Below are 23,740 nucleotides of genomic sequence, written 5' to 3' on the forward strand. Positions count from 1 at the left end.
ACCCCATATCAACAAACACAAGCGAGTTTAACTATGGCAATTTTACAAGATTATCTTCACAACAGCTTCAAACACAATGTAGAAGCAGGCAAATTACAATTTGGTGTGGGCTTTGAAACCACATCGGCAGACGTGGCGGAAGTGTTGGCGACCACCAATTACGACTGGTTATTTATTGATGCCGAACACGGGCCACATACCATTCAAACTATTTTAGAGGCGTGCCGTGCCATCGCCCCTTATGGAATGACCCCAGTGGTGCGTGTGCCTGATGCAAACTCTGGCATTATCAAACAGTTAATGGACAGTGGCGTGCAAAATATCATTTTCCCGAAAGTGGAAACAGGCGAAGAAGCCGAACAGATTATGTACTGGGCGAGCTACCCTGGGCGGGGCAATCGTGGAATGGGGGCGCCTGCTGTGCGTGCCAGCCGTTTTGGGGCGTATATGGATTATCAAGATCGCATTGAAGCCGAATCGATGATGATTTTGCAAATTGAAAGCAAAAAGGGTATGGAAAATCTGGAAGCCATTGCGACCACCAAAGGCGTGGGGGCGATTTTCCTAGGGCCGATTGATTTGGCGGTAGATATGGGGCACGGTTTGAACATTTTTCACCCAGAAGTGGAAGCGGCAATGGATTATATGATTAAGCGTATCCAAGAGCTTGGCGTGATTGTCGGCACGATTGCTTTAACCCCTGAACAGGCGAAAAAATATGCGGATATGGGTGTGCGTTTCTTGGGCGTGGGGGCGGATACTGGGCTGCTGAAAACAATGGCGATGAACACTCTTGCCAGTTACAAAGCGGTGCTATAATTTAACGAATTATTTAATTAAAGGAAAACTCTATGACTTACACTGTAAAAGGCTTCGCAGCCATCGCGGCTGACCAGCCACTCGTTCCTTTTAATGTACCACGCCGTGCTTTGCGTGCGGACGATGTGCAAATTGACATTCTCTACACAGGCGTATGCCACTCGGATTTACATATGGCACGCAACGACTGGGGCGTGTCGCAATTCCCCGTTGTACCAGGGCACGAAATTGTTGGACGTGTGAAAGCGGTTGGCTCGGACGTGAGCAAATTTAAAGTGGGCGACTTAGTGGGCGTGGGCTGTTTAGTGGATTCTTGCCGCACTTGCAACCCTTGCCAGCAGGATTTAGAACAGTTCTGCGAACAGGGTTCAACCCAAACTTATGGCGGACACGATCGCCACGATCACACCCCGACTTACGGCGGTTATAGCAAAGAAATCACCGTGAGCGATGCCTTTGTATTAAGCGTGCCTGAAAATTTAGATGCCAAAGCCGTGCCGCCAGTGTTGTGTGCAGGGATCACCACTTGGTCGCCACTTCGCCACTGGAACGTGGGCAAAGGCTCAAAAGTGGCGGTTATCGGCTTGGGCGGTTTGGGGCATATGGCGATTAAACTGGCGAAAGCTTTGGGTGCGGAAGTGGCATTGTTCACGCGTTCCCCTGAAAAATCGCAAGATGCGTTGCGTTTAGGGGCAAGCCAAATCATCGTTTCAACCGATGAAGAACAGATGAAAGCGGCAGCAAATCAGTTTGATTTAATCATTGATACCGTACCATACAGCCACGATGTCAATCCTTATATGCCGACTCTTGCCTTAGACGGCACGTTGGTCTTCGTTGGACTAATAGGCAATCACCCTGAACTTTCAACCGCACCATTAGTGTTCGGTAGACGTTCAATCGCAGGATCGCTTATCGGCGGTATTAAAGAAACGCAAGAGTTGTTAGATTTCTGCGGTGAACATAATATTGTGTCAGATGTGGAAATGATCAATATGGCGGATATTAACGATGCTTATGAGCGTATGCTGAAAAGTGATGTGAAATATCGCTTTGTGATTGATATAGCCAATAGTTTATAACCAAAATGACCGCTAAAGTGCGGTCATTTTTTTTGTTATTTTTGCGATAACACCAATCCTAACGCAATTAATCCAATGCCACACAGATGGTATAAGTAAAAACTCTCGCCCAGTAATGACACCGACAACAACACGCCAAAGACTGGCATTAAATGAATCGATAATCCTGATATGACGGGGCCCACTTTTTGAATCGCCATACTATATAAAATATACGCAATCACCGATGGGAAAATCCCCACATAAGCCAAGCCTAACAAAGTAGAATGGTTCCATATTATCCCCTGTGTGCTTTGTAATTGTTCCCATAAAAATAATGGGAAAAGCGAGATTAACGCAATCATAATCTGCACCCCCATTAACCCTTTTCGGTCAATACTGGTGGGGATATCTTTCATCAATAGGGTGTAAATAGCCCAACAGATCATGGCACTAAACACGATAATATCCCCCGTATTAAACGACAGTGCAATAAAATTCGACCATTGTCCTTGCAATACAATGACCAGAACACCCGACAGGGAAATCGCCAAACCAAGCGCTTGCATAAGTTTAATTTTTTGCCGATAAAACAACACACCAATCAACATAATTAACACAGGAATACAGGAATTAAGCAAAATCGCATTGGTGGTTGTGGTGCTGTGTAAGCCTTTATAAACTAATGTATTAAAGGCTGCCACACCAAAAATTGACACCGTAATAATTCGCCCCCAATATTGACGATATTGCGGCCAATCTCGTTGCATGGTGTTTAGAATAAAAGGTAACAACACAATGAGGGCTATCATCCATCGCCCAAAAGACAAGGTGTAAGGGGGAATATCCGCCCGCACTGCCCGCCCTACAGCAAAATTACCCGCCCAAAATAGAGGAGGGAGCATCAAAAAGGGGAGTAAGGGTAACGCTTGTTTTATCTTGCAAAAAAGCGATGACATAATGGTTCCTATATTGTGTTTTTGATCGATTGACAGCATCGCTATTTTACACAAAAGTGCGGTGTAATTTCAGCAAATAAATCAAAAGGAAAATAATCAGTAAAAATAAACCGAACTTTTTAGTGCGCATTTCACTTAAAACAAAAACCAGCCCGAAAGCTGGTTTATGTCTTCATTACAACATTAGAAACTGTATTTTGCTGTCATGTAGTAAGCACGGCCTGGCTCATTGTAGGAGTTGGCACCTTGATTACTGCGGAAAATTCGTTTGTCAAACATATTGGTCACCCCAACACGCATGCTCAATGCTTTGTTCCAGTTAAAACCGACGTTTGCGCCAAAAATCGCATAACTGCCAAGTTCTGTTTCATTCCAGTTACGAGTGTCGTTATTAATTTCTTGGTTAGAACGTGGTTTTTGGCGACCATATTGAGTGTAAGTCAAGTTGGTATCCCACATATCATTAATGATCCAATTTAAGCTAGAATTAATGGTATATTTCGGAATCACTGAAAGAGGGTTCCCTGTCGCTTTATTTTTGGATTCAATCATGTAAGTGAAGTTATTGACTAACTGCAATTTGTCTTCAATCAATGGGAGGGTTAAGTTTCCCTCTAAACCCGATACCACCGCTTTTTTCACGTTTTCCCAACGATAAATATTTCTGCCAATACTGGTTTGGCCAACAACAGTGGTACCCGCAGCGATTTTATTGCGGTAGTCGTTATGGAAATAAGCTAAAGACGCAGAAAGGGCATTATGTTGATATTCCAAGCCAATTTCTTTGTTCCAACTGGTTTCTGGTTTGAGATCATCATTACCCAACATGGCACAATTCACAAAACCATCGGCAATAGGGCAACCGTAACCATAACTAGTAATCATGTAGTTTGAGTTACTTTGGTAAAGGTTCGGTGCTTTATAAGCTCGAGCGATCCCCCCTTTCATTTTTAAAGCATCGGTAAAGTTATGGGCAAAGTTGACGCCGCCACTGACGTTTGAACCGCTGTGATCATTATAATCATAACGAATAGCAGGCGTTAAGAACGTGCTGTCAGCCAAAGCAATATTGTCTTCCACAAAAACAGCCCATTCTTTTTGTGAAATATTAGATGGGCGTGTATTGCTAAAGCTAGCGTAGTTTTCCCCTGCATTTAATTCATTTTTCAATGAGTTAGCATCATCCAAATGAGAATGGGTAAATTCCGCACCAACCGTTAACATTTGCTCCAATCCTGCAGTAAATGGGATATGGAATTCCGTACCTACACGAGTATTTTTCAGCACACTGTCAGTGATTTCAGTTGAATCATAAGACCCCTCCACACGACCAGTTAAGTATTCACTCATACGGCTATTAGTGGTGCGATCCCAACTCACATAAGTTTCACTATCCCCCCAACTATAATTCCCTGTATGGGTAAGGGAATAAGATTGACGATATAAACGAGCGGTTTCTGAACCAGCTAACTGATTAATTAATGCAGAAGTAGTACTGATGATCGCACTTGTTTGGGTATCACCGCCATAAATATTGCCTTGACGGCTGTAACTGGCATCCAAGCGAAGTTGATGATTTGGGTTAAGTTTCCAATCCAAACGACCTGAAATATCTTTATTGCGTACACCCTCACGGCCAGAAATCAGCGTATTGCTGCTGTTATTCGCAGCGTTAATATCCAGTGCATCGGCTTTAGTTTTATTGTAGTTACCATATAAACGGAAATTCAATACATCATTGATAATTGGGCCGCTTAAATTAAAGCCAACACGACTAGTCGCTCCCTCTTTGTTATCTTCTGGCTGACTAGTGTAATAGGTCACGCTACCGGTTAATTTATCCGTAGTCGGTTTGGTTTTAATATTGACCACACCGCCCATAGCACCTGAACCATAACGAGCGGCGGCAGGACCACGCAATACTTCAATAGACTCAATGGCTTCAACAGGCACCCAGTTAGAGTCACCACGAGTATTCCGTTCACCAGAGCGTCCCATCCGTTCTGCTTGGCGTGAGGTGACGGGTTTACCGTCAATCAAAATTAAGGTATTTTCTGGCCCCATGCCACGTAAATCAATTTGACGTTTATTACCACGATTTGAAGTAGCAGAGTTACCAGTTAAGTTCACCCCTGGCATCGTGCGTAGCACTTCTGAAATATCATTTTGCGCAGGGCGTTTTTCTAATTGCTCTGCAGAAACAATGGACACCCCTAAAGACTGTTTCACTTGATCTTCAGCAGTTACGTTAATTTGTTCTAATTGCTCAACAGCAAAAGTATTGGTTGCGCCTAATACGCTTAACACCGCAAGGGTGAGTTTCGTTTTATTGATTTTCATTCTGGCTTCCCGATTTAGTAAAGAGAAATTATTATCGTTTTTTTTTGTGAGATGATCAATAAAATAATGCGACAACAAAAAAGAATTTTTAATTCTCACCGCACTTTTTGACCATAAAAAATCCCCCTAACACTTAGTGTGGGGGGGGAGATTTTATTACAATTCTGGGGCTTTAATATAAGGCAACATCCCCTTATCCAACATGCGCACAATACCACTGCGGTGATCGTTGCTGCCTAGACCTCGGAGTTCAAAGGTCACACCGATACTGTGATCGTAAAGGGTATCTTTTTCATCGCTATATTGACGTTTGCTGCTTTCATTCACTAAATAACGGCGAACGCCAACACCGATCGCCCAACAACAGCTATTGTATTGTACGCCTGCATATTGTTCCACGGGTTTATTTAACGCCACATCATGATAATAACGGCCAACTAACGCCCAATTATCCGCCACTTCCCATGCCACAACTGCACCAATTTGTTGAATATCTTGGTTATAACGATTCACGCTTGAGGTCAAGTTCTGGTTAATATATTCCTTACTGGCGTAACGATAATTTAACTGCACCAGATTATTACGTTCTGGGTTGTATTCAAGGGTAGAATTCACTAATGACGTAGCATCTAAACGTGTGTCATATTGATAGCTACCTTTCCAATGCCATTGATCATTGAATTTCCAATTACTTTCTAACGCCCAAGAGGAAGAACGCCCCGTGGTACTGTTTTCTGTACTGTCATCAATACGTGAATTATTCAGATAAATAATTTGACCTAAGGATAAATTAAAGCGTTCTTCTGCGTTTTTGTCATAAAAACGGGTAGTGCCACCTAAGGTAAATTGATTGGCGGAGGCAATTCTATCTAACCCACTATAACGACGATCACGGAACAAGGAATAATAATCTTGTTGCAATAATGCAGAGTCATAACCCAAGCCTAAATAGCTAGAATTGCGGGTTGAACCGATGTTACTTTGATCTTTATAAGGACGATACAAATATTGAACATGGGGTTCAATGGTTTGTGTATAACCTTTAAATAAGGTTTCTTTGCTCGCTAATACCGTTTGTAAATCTACTTTCACTTGTGGTAACACTCGATTCACTGAACTCTGTGTATTGGCATCCACGCCCGTTCCGGCTTTTTGCTGATAATGGGTGGCGTAAAGTTTGGTTTCAACATTTAAACTGCCGTAACGATTGGAGAGTGGCACGTTTAAACTCGGTTCCACATGATAACGCCATGCCGTTGGCATGCTTGAGCTGTCATTATCAAAATGCACCGCTTGAGCGAATAATTTAAAATCGGCTAAGCCATTGGCCAATCCATTTTTATAATAATTAAAATCAATTTGTGGTAACGCTCGGTATGGCCCGATATCTACCTCATCAAACACTTGGAATTGTTTGGCCGAAATGGCGAAATTCCAGTTGGGTTGATAATAGGCTAAACGGGCAGTTTGATCGGCATAACCATCGGTACTGCTCCCATACTCAGAATCAAAATCACTGAAGTAACGCTTATCGCTGACTTTGGTATAATTCACATTTAACCGCCAGTTATCCCATAATCTGGCATTGTGTGCCCAGTAGAATAAATGCCGTTTGCGGTCGTTATCATCACTGGAATAGTTAGTGTAGCGGTCTTTACCTAAATATTCACCCGCAATTTTGCCCTCACCTAATACATTTAAATAACGGAATTCACCGTTCATTTGCCAGCCACGGTGTGACATGTATTTCGGGGTAAAGGTCGCATCATAATTAGGCGCAATATTCCAATAAATCGGTTGAGCATACCAATAACCATCACGGCTTGAACTCCCTGCACTTGGAATTAATAAGCCTGAACGACGACGATCACCTAGCGGTAATTGTAAATAAGGGGTGTAAAAAACAGGCACGCCAGCCACTTTAAAACGAGCATGCCACATTTCCGCATATTCTTCTTTGACATATTGTTTCATTTCGCTCGCATCAATTTGCCATGCGTTGTCATCAGGCAAGCAAGAAGTAAAGGTAGCGTTTTTCAATAGACGATAATCCGCCCGCATCTCGGAAGTTTCCGCCGTTCCTCGACCTTGACGACCCACTAATTGATAATTAGCGTTGGCAATGTCGGTGTCTTTACTGTTCAAATGCACTTTTGCATTGTCACCATTCATCTTGATTAAATTATCTTGGTAATCAAAATGCCCCCGAGCATAAGCATAACGCTGTGCATTATCGCCCTCACCGGTTTGCGTCACTTCCACTTCGTTGGCTTGTAAATGACGTGCGCCTTGTTTAAAATCTACGGCGCCACTGTACAAGGCACGACTCGGATTAATCACATCCGCCTTATCGGCCTCAATATATACAGGTTGATCATTGGGATCACCTTGCACGGTTTCACCTGAAAATTGCGGCACACCAGCCAAACAACGCTGACGTAAATCTTCGATATTCGCCACGCTACTCGTGCTATAAAGTGCGGTCAAAATTGATAAAGAAAGTAATGTGTAGTAATTTTTCTTCATGGGCTAACCATTCTACTTGATTTAAATTAGGTTGATTATACAAGAAAACCCATTAAAAGGCAGATTATTTTCAGTGCGATGGCCAATGATCACAAAAAAAACCGCCTAAATAATAGACGGTTTAACTGAAAAGTGCGGTGAAAAAATCGTTATTTTTAACGTTTTGGTAAATAACGAGTTGGATCCACCGATTTACCTTGATAACGAATTTCAAAGTGAAGTTTCACACTGTTAGTGCCAGAACTCCCCATTTTAGCAATTTGTTGACCCGCTTTTACTTGCTGTTGATCGCTGACCGAAATGCTGTCATTGTGGGCATAAGCACTTAAGAAATCATCATTATGTTTAATAATAATCAGGTTTCCATAACCCCGTAAGGCATTACCTGCGTACACCACACGTCCTGCGGCGGCGGCATATACTGCTTGGCCTTTTGAACCACTGATATCCACGCCTTTGTTGCCGCCATCCGCACTAGAGAACCCCTGTACCACTTTTCCTGTGGTTGGCCATTGCCATGCAATATTGGATTGTGGAGCAGCGGTATAACGACTGTTTGAACTGGAGGCGGCAGAGGCTGTCACTGCTCCCGTGGTTGCCGCAGTACCTGCGACGACGCCTGTTGTACTCGAAACAGTTGTTGGCGCTGTTGTGGCAACATTGGTCGCTACCGTTGTTGCAGTGTTAGTTGTCGCCGTAACAGGGCCTGATACACGTTGTTCTGCTGAACCAGCCATCGCTTTAACAGGGCCTGTTACCGTGCCATCAGAGCCGTATTGTGTCCCATTTGGTGCAGCAGTATAGCTCACTTCAGGTTGTGTCGTCACAGTCACTTCTTTACATTCTTGTTTCGTTTCAGTGACGGTTTTGGTCGCCGGTGCATTGGAGGTTTTTAAAGTTTGCCCTACGCTTAATTTATAAGGCTCGCTCATGCCATTTAAATGCGCTAATTCTTTTACATCAATACCCGCAATATAGGCAATCAAGAACATGGTATCGCCTTTTTTCACGGTATAATTGGTGCCTTTATAAAACCCTTTGTCGATTTTGCTGTAATCAGGCGCATTCGTTTGACTGTTACGAGGAATTTCAACACTTTGGCTTTGATTGGTGCTTGGCACTTTTTTCGTCACTTGTACTTGCACCGGTTTACACACAGTTTTCGTGGTCGTGACGGGTTGTGCCGCTTGTTGAACTTGCTGTAAAGACGGGGCGTTTGGGGTCGGTTGCACCGTCGCAGTGGTCGTCACTGTTGTGGGGATGGTTGCTACATTGGTCGCCATGTTGGTGGCGGCATTGGCAGTATTCGTCGCTGTATTGGTTGCATAAGTGCCTGCTTGATTAGCCACCGTTTGACTCACCACTTGATCATTCATACCAGAAGGCATGCTACTTGGTTGAATTTGAGGCTCCCAAGTATTATTTTCAACCTGTTGCATCACACCAGGTGTCAACGCACCATTGGCGTTTTCAACGGGGGCTGCATGGTTAGAACTGGAGCAAGCAGTTAATACAAACGCCGTTAAAGGCAGTAATAAAAATGTCTTTTTCATAAATTAAAATCTCTTCATTATTTCATATTCGATGGCATTTGACTTGGCTGAATTTCAGGCATAAAACTGCCTCCCTCGATCGCCCCCGTTCCTGCGACAGGCTGCATAATCCCATCAGGTAACGCATTAGGATCTTTGATTTTTTGTGTCGGTGCAGCCACTTCAGAAGAACAAGCCACTAATCCGCTCACTAGCGCCAATACTCCCACTACTTTCTTGATCATTTTTCTTCTCTTATTCCTTATCTCAAAATCAAATAAACGATAACCGCCAACACCACAACCGACCAACCTATCACTTCAATAGAACGGCGTAATTTTGCCGCAAATTTTTCACCGCCCCAAGCGGCTAATTTCGCCACCAACAAAAAGCGGGCAAAACGAGAAATAAAAGCGGTCAGCACAAAAGGAAAAAAGGCCATTTGCAATACACCCGAGGCAATGGTAAAAATCTTATAGGGGATAGGCGAAAAACCCGCCACAAATACCACTAAAATACCCCATTGTTCAAACCATGAAATGGCTTTATCCCACTGGCTTTGATAACCCAATTTAACAATATATTGTTGTACCCAATCAAAGGCATAATAACCTAACGCATAACCAATCATACCGCCTATAACAGAGGCAAGTGCGGTGTAAAATGCGAATGTTAATGCACGTTTGGGTTTCGACATTGACATAGGAATCAACATCACATCCGGCGGAATCGGAAAGAAAATCGCCTCAATAAAACTCACCAAACACAGCCAAAATGTCGCAAAACGATGTCTTGACCATTGCATCGTTTTATCATACATGGCACCAAAAATTTTCAATTTTCTATCCTATTAAAACCACAAATAAAGCCACTATTATTCACTGTCTAGCCAATTTTGTAAAGCGCTGATTGAATGATGTGCGGTCATATCTGGCTGAATTGGCGTCATCGCCACATAGCCTTGTTGCACAGCATAAAAATCCGTTCCCTCGCTTGCGTCATCAGGCAAACCCGCAGGGCCAATCCAATAAATCACTTCATTACGGGGATCTTGTTGTTTAATAATTTCAGCCGCAGATAAGCGATTTCCTAAGCGGCAAACTTGCACACCTTTTAAATCATCATAAAGTACATCTGGCACATTAATATTGATAATTTCACGGCTTTTAAGCAAATTACCATGTAAACGAGGCACTAAATCACATACCACTCTCGCCGCCGTTTCATAATGCTGACGCCCATCTAAGGACACTGCAATCGCAGGCAATCCTAAATGACGCCCCTCAAAAGCGGCAGCTACCGTGCCTGAATACAAGGTATCATCACCCAAATTGGCGCCCGCATTAATGCCAGACACCACCAAATCAATTTTTCCCGATAAAAATCCATTGAGCGCTAAATGCACGCAATCCGCTGGTGTGCCGTTAATGCAATAATCGCCATTGTCTAATTTGCGAGGGCGCAATGGCTCCACTAAGGTTAAGGAATTGGAGGCGGCACTGCGATTACGATCGGGCGCCACGATAATCACATTAGCAAATTTGCGCAAATGTGTGGCTAAAATTTGAATGCCCTCGGCATGGTAGCCGTCATCGTTAGATAATAATATATTCATTTTGCTTTCCTATTTTTATTCGGTTAAAACCAATTCTCGCACCAATGCCGTAGCGTAGCTGCCAGATGGTAAATAAAAGGCCAGTTTTAATCCCTCATCGACAAACTGCCAAGACAAATTTTCTGCTTGCATTAACAGGGGACGGCGTGCGGATTTTAAGCGTTCTTGCTGCATTAATTGGTGCAATGCCTGATGCTCTGACACCACTGCATTTTCTAATTCACAAGCGGATGGTGGGTTGTCACCGATTAACGGGGCAGTCAATAAAATATCCCGATTTTCTAACCGCACTTGTAGCTGATTGAGATCTTCGTTTTCATCTGCCACAAACCAACTGTGTGAACCGCTTAATTGCACAATATCATGTGCTAAAACTTGGCAAGCCAAGCCCATTTCAATCCGTTTTGACACCACAAGATTAAAAATTTCACTGCGTGCCGCAGATAAATAAAAACTGCGTTTTTTACGATCTTTCACTTGAATTTCCCCTTTTGCCCACGCCATGGCTTGGGTTAAATTATGGCCATCTCGTCCAAAACGTTGTTCCATAAAATAATTGGGAAAGCCCAATATCTGCAAATTTTTTAACCGCACTTTTAGCTCATCGGTTTCCACGGCATCACGCAATAAAATCTCAAATTCATTGCCATCTAGGCTACCAATACGAATTTTGCGGTTATGACGAGTCACCGCTAAAATGTCTACCCCATCGAGTTTAAATTGACTAAAATCAGGAGTAGGCTTGCCGGGTAATTGAATGCTGAACCATTGTTCAGTCACTGCATGGCGATCTTTTAACCCCGCATAACTCATATTGCGAACGGACACACCGCAAAAGGCGGCCAATTTTTCGCCCACAAAGAGCGTGTTAGCATTGGTTTTACGGATTTTCACCGCCACAAATTCCCCCTCACCCGACATTTCATAGCCTAACCGCTCTTTCACTACAAAATCTGCATATTCTGCCTTTAAAAGTGCGGTTTGTTTTGGGCGAGTTTGTAAATAGGCTAAATCTAACATGCTGTTTTTACCAATAACACCACAGCTTCGCTCGCAATGCCCTCGCCACGTCCAGTAAAACCTAGCTTTTCCGTGGTAGTGGCTTTCACATTCACTTGTTCAATGGTACATTGCAAATCGGCGGCAATCACCGCTCGCATCGCATCAATATGTGGACGCATTTTCGGCGCTTGGGCAATAATGGTGACATCGACATTGCCAATTTTATAGCCCTTTTGCTGCACTTGAGAAAAGGCCTCACGCAATAAAATACGGCTATCAATATCCTTAAATTGCATCTCCGTATCGGGAAATAATTTACCAATATCGCCTAACGCCACAGCCCCCAATAAGGCATCGGTTAACGCATGCAAAGCCACATCGCCGTCGCTGTGCGCAATAAATCCCGTATGATAAGGCACGATGACCCCACCAATCACCAATGGGCGATCTTGCCCAAACGCATGTACATCAAACCCTTGTCCAATTCGGATCATAGTCTTTCCTTTATTCTGTCTATCTTGGCTTATGATATCAAATTTTAACGCAATTCACTAAAGTAATATACAAAGATCATGGCAATAAAAAAGTGCGGTATTTTTATTAAACATTGCCTTGAAATCGTCCTATTTAACCCCATTTATACCGTAATTTAGTCTAAAAAGGATCAAAAAATGACAACCATAGTATGTGTACGCAAAGACGGCAAAGTCGCCATTGGTGGGGATGGACAAGCCACCTTAGGGAATTGCGTCGAGAAAGGTACGGTGCGGAAAGTACGCCGTTTATATAAAGACAACGTAGTCACTGGTTTTGCGGGTTCTACTGCGGATGCCTTTATTTTGCGGGATTTATTTGAGAAAAAACTCGAACTCCACCAAGGGCATTTAGTCAAAAGTGCGGTGGAATTAGCCAAAGAATGGCGAACTGAACGCTCACTACGTCGTTTAGAGGCCATGATGATTGTGGCCAACGAAAACGAATTTTTATTAGTTTCAGGCAGTGGTGATGTGATTGAACCTGAATTTGATGTATTAGCCATTGGATCGGGGGGTAACTATGCGAAATCGGCTGCCTTAGCCCTACTTCGCACGGAGAACCATTTAACCGCCGCCGAAATCGTCAAACAAGCCTTAAATATTGCGGGTGATATTGATATTTACACCAACCACAATCATGTAATCGAAGAAGTATAAGGAAGATAATTATGTCAATGACCCCTCGTGAAATCGTTTCAGAATTAGATGCGCATATTATCGGGCAAAGTGACGCCAAGCGTGCCGTTGCCATTGCTTTGCGTAACCGTTGGCGTCGCATGCAATTACCCGAAGCGCTGCGCCAAGAAGTGACCCCGAAAAATATTTTAATGATTGGCCCAACCGGGGTTGGGAAAACTGAAATCGCTCGCCGGTTAGCCAAACTCGCCAATGCGCCCTTTATTAAAGTCGAGGCCACCAAATTCACCGAAGTCGGCTATGTGGGTAAAGAAGTGGATTCCATTATCCGTGATCTCACCGATATGTCGATGAAATTAGTGCGTCAACAAGCGGTTGAAAAAAATCGAATGAAAGCCCAAGATGCGGCGGAAGATCGCATTTTAGATGTATTATTGCCCCCCGCTAAAGATCAATGGGGCAATGCTGAAGAAAGCAATAATGACGCTACTCGCCAAATCTTCCGCAAAAAATTACGTGAGGGCCAATTAGATGATCGGGAAATCGAAATTGACGTGTCTCACCCTGTCAGCGTGGAAATCATGACCCCACCGGGTATGGAAGAAATGACCTCACAATTACAATCTTTATTTGAGGGCATGTCGCCAAGCAAAAGCAAAAAACGCAAAATGAAAATCAAAGATGCGTTGAAAGTGATGATCGACGAGGAGGCGGCAAAATTAGTCAATCCTGAAGATTTAAAACAGCAAGCGGTGGAAGCCGTGGAACAGCATGGTATCGTATTCATTGATGAAATCGACAAAATCTGTAAAAAAGGCGAATACAGCGGCGGTGACGTTTCTCGTGAGGGGGTGCAACGTGACTTGTTGCCAATTATTGAGGGTTCAACGGTCAACACCAAACACGGCATGGTAAAAACCGACCATATTTTATTTATCTGTTCCGGCGCATTCCAAGTGGCCCGCCCATCAGATTTATTACCCGAATTACAAGGCCGTTTACCGATTCGGGTAGAATTAAAATCCCTCACCAAAGAAGATTTTGAGCGTATTTTAACGGAACCCAACGCCTCATTAACGCTACAATACCGTGAGCTGATGAAAACCGAGGGAGTAGAGATTGAATTTACCCAAGATGGTATCAGCAAAATCGCTGAATCCGCTTTCCGTGTCAACGAAAAAACCGAAAACATTGGCGCAAGACGCTTGCATACCGTGTTAGAACGCTTAATGGATGGCATTTCCTTTGATGCGAGCGAACGTTCTGGTGAGAAAATTGTGATTGATGAACATTATGTGTCTACGGCATTAAATGACGTGGTGGATAATGAAGATTTAAGCCGGTTTATTTTGTAATTTGCAAGTTCAACGAAAAAGTGCGGTGTTTTTCACCGCACTTTTTTTATCATTAAATTCTCTTTTTAGGCATAAAAAGAAAAAACAAACCCTTGATTTTATTAACAAAATCTATTTCAAAGTTAAGATCAAATCGATCTCCAAACGACCGCTTTATCCGATCTTTAATTAGCGGATATGCCATTTTTATGTTGATGATATTTTAACTAAAATGGAGGGGCGGATCTATGTATCCGCCCGTTAAAAACGGAGCGTAATTTTCGGGCGGATATATAGATCCGCCCGCTACGCTACGCTGTTTTTTCCTGCCTTTATCCCATTTCATTTTCGCTATTGCCTAGCGGTAGCTGGTCATGTCTACTTGTCTTTTGGTTAAAAAATAGGCGAATGAATAATCAGATATTGTGCAAAAAAAAAACAGTGCTAGTATGTTTAGAAATCACCTTGTGCGCTTATATTTTTAATCGTTGGTAGTGTATGTCTTCCCAGAAAATTTCTAGTATTTCTTTATTCTGGATATTTATTGTAGTAATTTATTCTATTACAATTCTAATTCAAATGTATTTTCATCCAAGTTCTATTTTGGATATTGTTATACTGACTTTAAATTCACTTTTTATTTCAAGTTGTTTTAAATATTTCACACATGCAAGAAATTATGAGTTTTATAAGAAACAAATTAAGAAAGAAGAATGTAAACTTTTAAAAGGTCTTTGTCGTTTCTTAGCTTGCTGTTATAAAAACAAAATCACCAAGTTTATTTACGGAATCATTTCTTGCTTATCACTTTATTTATTCAACCAAATTATCTTTAGCATATTTATAAATCCTATACATTCATGTTATGAATTTCTTGAACATTTAAAATACCTATTCAAATGGGATATTTTCATTCCTTTTATTTTAGGTCTTATTTATATTTATTGTGATGACTGGATCTACAATTTATTTAAAGAATATGAAAAAGAGATCAAAGAGAGAGAAAAGCTAGTAGAACTATCGAAGGATAAAGAAGAATTACAATCTTTTACTATTGTAGAATTGATTAAATTAAGAGAAAACTTTAAAGATAAAAATATCGAATTGGAATCTACCGATGAAATTATAATAGAAAAATTATATGACCTAGAGGAAGAACTCGCTTGCTCATCAATGAGGACTTCAACAATAAAAGAAAAGATAACAAAAAATACAAAAGGTGAATCTAAGTTTCTAGTTGATGAAATAAAAATCATTAATGAAAGAGTAATCAATATATTACATAAATTATCATCAAAATCTAAATAATTTTTTTGATAAACACACAGGAAATAAGCTACTAATTCAAATTAACTATTTCTATCTTTAATCACAACCTAACCATAGGAGAACACTATGCAAGACTTAAACTTAACCAAACTAGTAGATATTTACGAAGAATATCGAAAAGCTCACGGCAGCAGAAAGGAAACAGTTGATGATTTCATCATAGAACAAATAGTTCAACACATATCCGCTGCTCAAAAAAGAATTGATGAGCTAGAGAAAAGAGTAGTGGAATTAGAGAATAGCTTACCTTAGATTCTTAGCCGTGTTTAACCAATGTGTTGATACCCCCATAAAATAAGGCTTTATAAACAAAGCCTTATTGGGTAAATAAAATACAAAATTTGTATATTTTCTGAATTTAAATTTATTATTTTTTATTCAGAAAAATTCACTAAATTTTAATAAAAAATATATTGTATTTATTTTTATCTACGATAATATCCAAATAAAAATAAATATAATAATAAAAGGAGTTTATATGCTCAAAAATAAAATTAAATTAGGTTTGTTATTAAGTTTTTTATTTATTTCTCAAAATGTTTTTTCATTTGGCTGCCAAGATTGGACTAAAATTCCTAAAGACCAATATTGCACACCTAATGGAGAAAAGTTATTTAAATATGGTGAAATTACTCAGGAAATGAGAAATATTAAAAGTACTTTTAGGGGGAAAACTTACACTTATAAAGATTTAATTCAACCTTTAAACTATAATGAATTAGTTGGAATTAAAGAGTTTGAAGATAAAATTTATAAATTCAGTATTTCAATAAAAAATAATTTAAACTCTATAAATAATTATTCTCAATTTGAATTATTCATTAAAATTAGAGGTGACTATTTAGAAGAAATATTAAATAATAAGTTTTATAACAATAGCATTATTATTTATTTAACTGAAATTGATAATATGATAATTTCTCTATTTGACAAGTTTAAAGTTAGCCCTGAAAATCAAAAATTATTTAAAACTGGTGCAGCAGAAAAACATAAAACTTTAAGGATTATGGATAATTATATTAAAACAACTTTATTTAGTTAATAATTCAGAGTAAAGGCAATGATAAATTCATTGCCTTTTGCTTTGTTGTTTAACTATTAAACGTCCCACCATTTACATTGCTTGCATAACTTAAATCATTTTGTTCTTCTTCATCTTTATTATATTTTTCAGATTTTATATTAGATTTTTGATACACTATATTAGCCTGTTTTTGCATTTCATTTACTACTTGTTTAGATTGTTCAATATCAGCAACAGATAATATTTTATTTGTATCTTCACTTATGTGGGTAATAGCATTCTCATTTTTATTATATTTTTCTAGTATTTGATCTGGTGTAAAATGTGTGGCTTGATAAAAATCATTTAAAATTTCTCTATTTGTGGCAGTTTCTTCTCTTCCAGGAATTAATGGATCATATTTAAAATCAGGTGTTTTTTCTAATTCTTTAATTTTTCTTACAATAGCTAATTCTTTATCTGTTAATGTCTCACCATTATTAATTTTCCTAAACATATCATAAACTTCAGTAGATTTAATATCTTTATTAATTGAAGTTACTGCCATAGTGACATGGTAATATTTATCCCTATCTTGTTTATAGTTTTCTACATATTGCTGATCTATCATAGTGTGATCAGGCTTAAGTTTAGGATTATCTTTTAAATCTTTGTCTAATAACTCTATAATGTTATCTGCTGATTCACTATCAAACCACATACCAGCAAGAGCATTTTTAAACAGGGAATGATCATTGCCTTGTGCTTTACTTTTTTCATAGAGTTCTCTAAAGAAAGCATTATTTAAAATGTCTTTATTATCTCCTGCTAAATAAAGAGTTAATTGGGAATGTAATAACTGCCCTACATTGGTGTTATGATCTGATTTAAATAGGCTGATAATGTCCCATTTAGAATGAGAATCAAATTTTTTACAAATATCCAAGGATTTATTTAATTGGCTTTTTAACAATCCCCAGATTTCATCAGCAGGTTTATTTAATAAATCTTTATTATTGAATAAGTCTTTGGATTTCAGTTCTGTAAATATAATTTCATTAGAAATACTTTCTAAAGATCTTTTTTTAGCAGGGTCAGTTTCTTTGGCAATTTGCTCTGCCATTAAATGTCTAAATTTCAGTCTTGTTTCTTCATTATCAGGAATGGTTCTTATCATATTCCCCACAGTGACCACTTGAATATGACTATTCTTATAAGCCAGACTATTAATGGTAGAAAGGGTATCTACAAATAATCTAAACATTTCAGGATTATCTTCCCAATGAGCACATCTTTTAAAAATAGTTTGAAATTCTGGATTATTTCTGAAATTATTTAATAAAGTTTCTCTTCTTTCTGGTTTGGCTTGTCTAAATTCTTCCAATAATTTATTTAAATTCTCTTCATTTGTTGCAGCATATCCTGCAATTTTGGCAGTGTCTTTAAGTTGTTCAGGATCATTTAGATCAGTATGATTGACAATATAATTAATGGCTTTATTTTGATTTTCTTTGCCAATCTTTGCCCATTGACTAGTATCAGTGATATGCTCTGTAATATATTTCACTAATTCATAACCTTTAAGCATATTCAACTGCTGCAAATTAAACTGCTGACCAGTTTTAATTTCTTGCTTTTGTTTATTGACCTGCTCTTTTTTTCTGCCAGATCATGTGCCAAATTTGCCATGATTTTCTGCATTTTCTCTATTTCTGGTTTATGGCTATCTGCAATCTCTTGAAATTTAGGATTATCCTTTAACTTGCTTTCCATCTGATTTAATAAAGCAGTTTTTTGACCAATAGGAATAGACAAATTAGCCACCACATTCATCACATTAAATAAATTTTCAATATCTTTTTCATCACTGATTTTTGGAATGGTGGCAAGATAATTTTGCAAGTCAAATTTTTTATCCATAATTATTTTTATCTGAGGAGTTTATTAATTATTACTTCTATTGTAAAAAATTAACAAAATTTTTATTATAAACTGATGTATTTTTGAGCAATTTAAATGGAAATCTCATCAACACATTGGTTAAACACGGCTAAGAGATTTTATCTAAACATTTTATTTACAATAGGCTTTTGTTATACTAAAAAGCCTATAAAAACAAAAGGAACATCATGATGAATAAAACGCTCGGCAGTACCTTACTGGTTTCTGGCACCATGATTGGTGCAGGCATGTTGGCCATGCCATTAACTTCCGCGGGGATCGGTTTTACCTTTACCTTTGTATTATTAGGGATATTATGGTTTCTACTCACATATAGTGCGTTATTGTTTGTCGAAATTTACCAAACCGCCGAACCCGACGCCGGTATTGGAACCTTGTCTGCTCAGTATTTTGGTAAAGCAGGACGAGTTATTTCTACGGCGATTTTAATGATTTTCCTCTATGCGTTATTAGCCGCTTATGTCACTGGCGGAGGGAATATTTTAGCTTCTCTTCTTACACAAATCAGTGATAGCGAAACCACGTCGAAAATATCCATTGTGCTGTTTACCCTTATTTTTGGAGCCTTTGTTGTTATTGGCACCCGAAGTGTTGATGTAATTAACCGCTTACTTTTTTATATTATGGTGGCTGCATTAGTGTTTGTACTCGTGTTAATGTCGCCGAAAATAAGCGTCGATAACTTAATGGCCATGCCCATTGATAATGCCTTATTAATTTCTGCTAGCCCAGTATTTTTCACAGCTTTTGGCTTTCACGGCTCCATTCCTAGTTTAAATGCCTATTTAGGTGGAAATGTTAAATCCTTGCGAATCGCTATTTTAACCGGTTCTTTTATCACGTTGGTGATTTATATTTTATGGCAACTTTCCACCCATGGGGTGTTAAGTCAGTCGTTATTCTTAGATATTTTACAAAAAGACCCCACTTTAAATGGCTTAGTCACCGCCACAAAAGAAATAACCGGCAGTCAGGCCATAAGTAACACGGTTAAAATCTTTTCTGCACTAGCATTAATTACGTCTTTCCTTGGGGTATCTTTAGGGTTATTTGACTGTATTCACGATTTACTCAAACGCACTTTACATCGTTCTGCGGGGCGAGTGATGTTGGGTCTACTCACATTTTTACCCCCGATGTTATTTGCGTTATTTTATCCACAAGGCTTTATTTTAGCCTTAAGTTATGCCGGTCAAATGTTCGCCTTTTACGCAGTTGTGCTACCTGCCGTATTAACTTGGAAAGCTCGCCAAAAATACCCGAATTTACCCTATCGTGTGTTTGGTGGAAATACGCTGTTAATTGTCGTTTCCCTGTTGGGCGTGATCATTACCTCTATTCCGTTCCTCATTCAAGCGGGATTATTGCCAAATGTTGTTGGGTGAAAGTAGTAGTTTAAACGTCGTGGAATAAAATTGTGCGGTGAAAAATGTTTATTTTTTCACCGCACTTTATTGTATTTGAATGCTAATCTATTATAGGAAACTGCGATTCCAACACCAACGCAATCCCATCTTCATTATTATTCGCTGTCACTTGCTTGGCGACCTGTTTGATTTCATCTGGCGCATTGCCCATGGCCACACTTAATCCCACATATTGCAACATATCCAAATCATTAAAATTGTCGCCAAAAGCAATGATTTGCTCGGCTGTAACATTCAATAGGTTTTCCATAAATTGAATCGCTTTGGCTTTGGTGGCTGCTTTGTTCATCATTTCAAGGTATTCCGGTTTGGAACAATGAATACTTAAGTGCGGGAAATTTTGCTTAAGTTTTTGTTCTAATCGTTGAATCTTTTCGGCGTCGCCCATTACCAAAATTTTATGCACCTCAGTTAAATCTTTTGGTGCCAATTCCGCTTGTAAACCGGTAATTTGGCTTTCTTGCAATGTCCAAGGATGGCTTAAATCGTTGCTAAACCAATTTAATCCAGCATAATGATTAATGGATAAATCGGCATAATCCGCTAAAATTTGATTAAGTAATCTCAGATCATTTTGCTCAATAAGTACGCTATAAAGTGCGGTTAAATTTTTATCTAAAATTAATGCGCCGCTATAACAAATCATGGCTTGCTCGGTTTGTAATTGATGAATGTAAGGCGTAATAGCATAGGGTGGGCGTGCTGAAACTGGAATAAAAGGAATACCTTGCTTTATTACGGCTTTAATTGCCTGTTCTGTTCTTGGGGTGATTTGATGTTGGTCATTTAATAAAGTACCATCAATGTCACTGAAAACGGCGTGGTATAACATGGCGACTCCTTTGTTATTAATGCTATTTTAATTTACCATTTTTTGAAAAAAAGAAAACCGCCCTAAGGCGGTTTTTCATATCATCTTAACAATTAACGACCATTTTTCGTTAATTTTTCCGTTAATTCGTAAGCACGTAATTTGGCAAGTTCTTGCGATAACTTAGCGACCATTAATTCATGGTTGGCATCTCCAGATTTTGCCACAATATTTTCTTCTGCTTTGCGTTTCGCATTCAAGATACGATCTTGGTCTAACTCATCACCACGAATAGCGACATCTGCTAACACAGTAACGATATTAGGTTGGACTTCTAAAAATCCCCCAGACACATAGATAACATCTTCGCTATCATTTTCAAGGGTGAATTTTACAATCCCTGGTTTAATCGCTGTCATTAAAGGGGTGTGATTGGCTAAAATCCCTAATTCCCCTTCAATACCACTTGCTTGAACGCTTTTTACCGCACCTTCGAAGATTTTTTTCTCCGCACTCACGATAATTAAGTTAAATGTTGCCATTTTGATCTCCTTCAATCTGGTAATCAGTTGAAGTGATTACATATTTTTCGCTTTTTCAACAACTTCATCGATTGAACCTACCATATAGAACGCTTGTTCCGGAATATGGTCGTATTCACCATCAAGAATACCTTTGAAGCCACGAATCGTATCTTTTAATGACACATATTTACCAGGTGAACCGGTAAATACTTCCGCTACGAAGAATGGTTGTGATAAGAAACGTTCGATTTTACGTGCCCGTGCGACCACTAATTTATCATCTTCGGAAAGTTCGTCCATACCAAGGATGGCAATAATATCTTTCAATTCTTTGTAACGTTGTAAGATACCTTGCACACCACGTGCCACATTGTAGTGTTCTTCACCGACCACTAATGGATCGAGTTGACGTGATGTAGAATCTAATGGGTCAACCGCAGGGTAAATACCGAGTGATGCGATATTACGGCTTAATACCACAGTGGAGTCCAAGTGAGCGAACGTAGTTGCTGGCGATGGGTCAGTTAAGTCATCGGCTGGTACATACACCGCTTGCACAGAGGTGATAGACCCTGTTTTGGTAGAAGTAATACGTTCTTGCAATACCCCCATTTCTTCCGCCAAGGTTGGCTGATAACCTACCGCAGATGGCATACGGCCTAACAACGCTGATACTTCTGTCCCTGCAAGGGTATAACGATAGATGTTATCCACGAAGAATAATACATCACGGCCTTCATCACGGAATTTTTCCGCCATGGTTAAACCGGTTAATGCCACACGTAGACGGTTGCCTGGTGGCTCATTCATTTGACCATAAACGAGTGATACTTTATCCAACACGTTAGATTCGGTCATTTCGTGGTAGAAGTCATTCCCCTCACGAGTCCGCTCACCCACACCGGCGAATACAGAGTAACCTGAGTGTTCTATCGCAATATTACGGATTAACTCCATCATATTCACGGTTTTACCTACACCCGCACCACCGAATAAACCCACTTTACCACCCTTAGCGAATGGACAAATTAAGTCGATAACCTTAATCCCTGTTTCTAACAATTCTGTACTGTTAGATTGGTCTTCGTAACTTGGTGCCGCACGGTGGATGGCCCAGTTTTCTTCCGCACCAATGTCACCTTTTTCATCAATCGGCTCACCCAGCACGTTCATAATACGTCCTAAGGTTTTCACACCCACTGGCACAGAAATCGGATGACCTGTGTTTTCTACTTTTAAACCACGTTTTAAACCATCAGATGAACCGAGTGCAATACAACGTACCACACCGCCACCTAATTGTTGTTGTACTTCAAGGGTTAAACCTGATTCCACTTTTAAGGCATCATAAACCTTTGGTACGCCGTCTTGTGGGAATTCAACGTCGATTACCGCACCGATAATCTGTACAATTTTTCCTGCTGACATTACCTGTTCTCCATTAAATCGCTGCTGCACCAGCAACAATTTCATTTAATTCATTTGTGATACTTGCTTGGCGAGCTTTGTTATACACCAACTGCAAGTCATTGATTAAATTCCCTGCATTGTCTGTTGCTGCTTTCATCGCCACCATTCGAGCCGCTTGTTCTGAAGCTAAATTATCAACCACTGCTTGATATACTTGAGATTCTAAATAACGTACCAATAAGCTATCTAATAGCACTTTTGGATCCGGTTCGTAAATATAATCCCAAACATTTTGTCTTTCGCCTAATTTATCAGTTTCTAATTCTGGTAATGGCACAAGCTGTTGGTAAACTGGTTTTTGCGACATGGTATTAACAAACTTATTGTAGGCTATATAAATAGCATCAAGTTCGCCATTACGGTAGGCATCAATCATACCGTTTACCACGCCCAATAAATCTTCTAATACAGGGTTATCGCCCAAACCAGAATGTTGTCCTCGCACTTTCAACCCAAGAGAACGGAAAAAGCCAATCCCTTTTGAGCCGATTAAACCGAGCTCAACGGTGACGCCTTTTTCTTTCCATTGTTTGATTTCGTTAAGTGCGGTCTTAAATAAATTAATATTTAAGCCACCGCACATACCACGATCAGTTGAAATCACAAGGATACCGACTTTCTTAATGTCACGTTGACTTAAGAAAGGGTGTTTATAACCAACGGTTGCTTTAGACACGTGACTGATAACATTTCTAATGGTTTCAGAATAAGGGCGAGATGCTGCCATCCGATCTTGCGTTTTACGCATTTTCGATGTGGCGACCATTTCCATTGCCTTGGTAATTTTTTGTGTACTTTGTACACTGGCAATTTTGGTTTTTATCTCTTTTCCACCAGCCATGTTAATTCTCCGT

At 39.7% G+C, this 23,740-nt stretch carries 23 protein-coding genes; 8 read left to right on the plus strand and 15 right to left on the minus strand.

The window, feature by feature from the left end:
• Window positions 1–33 precede the first annotated feature (33 nt).
• Together ACTG7Q_RS02235 and ACTG7Q_RS02240 are read left to right on the plus strand one after the other, a co-directional pair.
• The gene (locus ACTG7Q_RS02235; protein WP_439240393.1) at window positions 34–819 is read left to right on the plus strand and encodes an HpcH/HpaI aldolase family protein; all 786 of its coding nucleotides are present in this window, start codon (window positions 34–36) and stop codon (window positions 817–819) included.
• Window positions 820–851: 32 nt separating this feature from the next.
• On the plus strand, window positions 852–1,901 hold the full coding sequence (locus ACTG7Q_RS02240) for an NAD(P)-dependent alcohol dehydrogenase (protein ID WP_439240395.1): 1,050 nt from the start codon (window positions 852–854) through the stop codon (window positions 1,899–1,901).
• Between the two features lie 35 nt (window positions 1,902–1,936).
• Here the strand turns inward: ACTG7Q_RS02240 and ACTG7Q_RS02245 are convergent, their stop codons facing one another.
• The 9 genes from ACTG7Q_RS02245 to ispF form a co-directional block, all read right to left on the minus strand.
• Window positions 1,937–2,839 carry a DMT family transporter gene (locus tag ACTG7Q_RS02245; RefSeq protein WP_439240397.1) on the minus strand — a complete coding sequence of 301 codons (903 nt, stop codon included), beginning with the start codon at window positions 2,837–2,839 and terminating at the stop codon, window positions 1,937–1,939.
• A 183-nt stretch (window positions 2,840–3,022) separates the two neighbouring features.
• A complete protein-coding gene (locus ACTG7Q_RS02250) occupies window positions 3,023–5,179 on the minus strand; it encodes a FepA family TonB-dependent siderophore receptor (protein ID WP_439240399.1) in 2,157 nt (718 codons plus the stop codon).
• Window positions 5,180–5,335: 156 nt separating this feature from the next.
• On the minus strand, window positions 5,336–7,705 hold the full coding sequence (gene lptD / locus ACTG7Q_RS02255) for an LPS assembly protein LptD (protein ID WP_439240401.1): 2,370 nt from the start codon (window positions 7,703–7,705) through the stop codon (window positions 5,336–5,338).
• A gap of 155 nt (window positions 7,706–7,860) precedes the next feature.
• Window positions 7,861–9,258: a peptidoglycan DD-metalloendopeptidase family protein gene (locus tag ACTG7Q_RS02260; RefSeq protein ID WP_439240403.1), complete on the minus strand. Its 1,398-nt coding sequence runs from the start codon at window positions 9,256–9,258 to the stop codon at window positions 7,861–7,863.
• 17 nt (window positions 9,259–9,275) lie between these two features.
• Window positions 9,276–9,482, minus strand: coding sequence for a hypothetical protein (locus tag ACTG7Q_RS02265; RefSeq protein ID WP_439240405.1), 207 nt, complete (start codon window positions 9,480–9,482; stop codon window positions 9,276–9,278).
• A gap of 17 nt (window positions 9,483–9,499) precedes the next feature.
• On the minus strand, window positions 9,500–10,075 hold the full coding sequence (locus ACTG7Q_RS02270; RefSeq protein WP_439240407.1) for a YqaA family protein: 576 nt from the start codon (window positions 10,073–10,075) through the stop codon (window positions 9,500–9,502).
• 36 nt (window positions 10,076–10,111) lie between these two features.
• Window positions 10,112–10,852: a 5'/3'-nucleotidase SurE gene (gene surE / locus ACTG7Q_RS02275; RefSeq protein WP_439240409.1), complete on the minus strand. Its 741-nt coding sequence runs from the start codon at window positions 10,850–10,852 to the stop codon at window positions 10,112–10,114.
• A gap of 15 nt (window positions 10,853–10,867) precedes the next feature.
• Window positions 10,868–11,872, minus strand: coding sequence for a tRNA pseudouridine(13) synthase TruD (gene truD / locus ACTG7Q_RS02280; RefSeq protein ID WP_439240411.1), 1,005 nt, complete (start codon window positions 11,870–11,872; stop codon window positions 10,868–10,870).
• Complete coding sequence (ispF, locus tag ACTG7Q_RS02285; protein ID WP_439240413.1) at window positions 11,866–12,348, minus strand: 2-C-methyl-D-erythritol 2,4-cyclodiphosphate synthase; 483 nt, start codon at window positions 12,346–12,348, stop codon at window positions 11,866–11,868. Before ispF ends, truD begins: the two co-directional genes overlap by 7 nt.
• A gap of 177 nt (window positions 12,349–12,525) precedes the next feature.
• On the opposite strand from ispF, the gene hslV reads away from it, so the two are divergent.
• The 5 genes from hslV to ACTG7Q_RS02310 all read left to right on the plus strand — a co-directional run bounded on the left by hslV (window position 12,526) and on the right by ACTG7Q_RS02310 (window position 16,731).
• Window positions 12,526–13,047, plus strand: a complete 522-nt coding sequence (hslV, locus tag ACTG7Q_RS02290) for an ATP-dependent protease subunit HslV (RefSeq protein ID WP_439240416.1) — start codon at window positions 12,526–12,528, stop codon at window positions 13,045–13,047.
• An 8-nt stretch (window positions 13,048–13,055) separates the two neighbouring features.
• On the plus strand, window positions 13,056–14,381 hold the full coding sequence (gene hslU, locus ACTG7Q_RS02295) for an HslU--HslV peptidase ATPase subunit (RefSeq protein WP_439240644.1): 1,326 nt from the start codon (window positions 13,056–13,058) through the stop codon (window positions 14,379–14,381).
• A 477-nt stretch (window positions 14,382–14,858) separates the two neighbouring features.
• On the plus strand, window positions 14,859–15,668 hold the full coding sequence (locus tag ACTG7Q_RS02300) for a hypothetical protein (protein WP_439240418.1): 810 nt from the start codon (window positions 14,859–14,861) through the stop codon (window positions 15,666–15,668).
• Window positions 15,669–15,755: 87 nt separating this feature from the next.
• The gene (locus ACTG7Q_RS02305; protein WP_439240420.1) at window positions 15,756–15,941 is read left to right on the plus strand and encodes a hypothetical protein; all 186 of its coding nucleotides are present in this window, start codon (window positions 15,756–15,758) and stop codon (window positions 15,939–15,941) included.
• A gap of 226 nt (window positions 15,942–16,167) precedes the next feature.
• Window positions 16,168–16,731 carry a hypothetical protein gene (locus ACTG7Q_RS02310; protein ID WP_439240422.1) on the plus strand — a complete coding sequence of 188 codons (564 nt, stop codon included), beginning with the start codon at window positions 16,168–16,170 and terminating at the stop codon, window positions 16,729–16,731.
• 49 nt (window positions 16,732–16,780) lie between these two features.
• Here the strand turns inward: ACTG7Q_RS02310 and ACTG7Q_RS02315 are convergent, their stop codons facing one another.
• Window positions 16,781–18,280 carry a hypothetical protein gene (locus ACTG7Q_RS02315; RefSeq protein WP_439240425.1) on the minus strand — a complete coding sequence of 500 codons (1,500 nt, stop codon included), beginning with the start codon at window positions 18,278–18,280 and terminating at the stop codon, window positions 16,781–16,783.
• Window positions 18,281–18,282: 2 nt separating this feature from the next.
• Window positions 18,283–18,612 carry a hypothetical protein gene (locus ACTG7Q_RS02320; protein WP_439240427.1) on the minus strand — a complete coding sequence of 110 codons (330 nt, stop codon included), beginning with the start codon at window positions 18,610–18,612 and terminating at the stop codon, window positions 18,283–18,285.
• A gap of 212 nt (window positions 18,613–18,824) precedes the next feature.
• On the opposite strand from ACTG7Q_RS02320, the gene ACTG7Q_RS02325 reads away from it, so the two are divergent.
• Complete coding sequence (locus tag ACTG7Q_RS02325; RefSeq protein WP_439240646.1) at window positions 18,825–20,039, plus strand: aromatic amino acid transporter; 1,215 nt, start codon at window positions 18,825–18,827, stop codon at window positions 20,037–20,039.
• A gap of 82 nt (window positions 20,040–20,121) precedes the next feature.
• On the opposite strand, the gene ACTG7Q_RS02330 is transcribed toward ACTG7Q_RS02325, so the two are convergent.
• From ACTG7Q_RS02330 to atpG, 4 genes are all read right to left on the minus strand, one after another.
• Window positions 20,122–20,913 (minus strand): Cof-type HAD-IIB family hydrolase, encoded by a 792-nt coding sequence (locus tag ACTG7Q_RS02330; protein WP_439240429.1) that lies wholly within the window; start codon window positions 20,911–20,913, stop codon window positions 20,122–20,124.
• Between the two features lie 92 nt (window positions 20,914–21,005).
• Window positions 21,006–21,434, minus strand: a complete 429-nt coding sequence (locus ACTG7Q_RS02335) for a F0F1 ATP synthase subunit epsilon (RefSeq protein ID WP_439240431.1) — start codon at window positions 21,432–21,434, stop codon at window positions 21,006–21,008.
• A 36-nt stretch (window positions 21,435–21,470) separates the two neighbouring features.
• Window positions 21,471–22,844, minus strand: coding sequence for a F0F1 ATP synthase subunit beta (gene atpD, locus ACTG7Q_RS02340; protein WP_439240433.1), 1,374 nt, complete (start codon window positions 22,842–22,844; stop codon window positions 21,471–21,473).
• Between the two features lie 13 nt (window positions 22,845–22,857).
• Window positions 22,858–23,727, minus strand: a complete 870-nt coding sequence (gene atpG, locus ACTG7Q_RS02345; protein ID WP_439240435.1) for a F0F1 ATP synthase subunit gamma — start codon at window positions 23,725–23,727, stop codon at window positions 22,858–22,860.
• Window positions 23,728–23,740: the final 13 nt, after the last annotated feature.

It is taken from the genome of Lonepinella sp. BR2474 (genome assembly GCF_051851555.1).
Classification (GTDB): domain Bacteria; phylum Pseudomonadota; class Gammaproteobacteria; order Enterobacterales; family Pasteurellaceae; genus Lonepinella.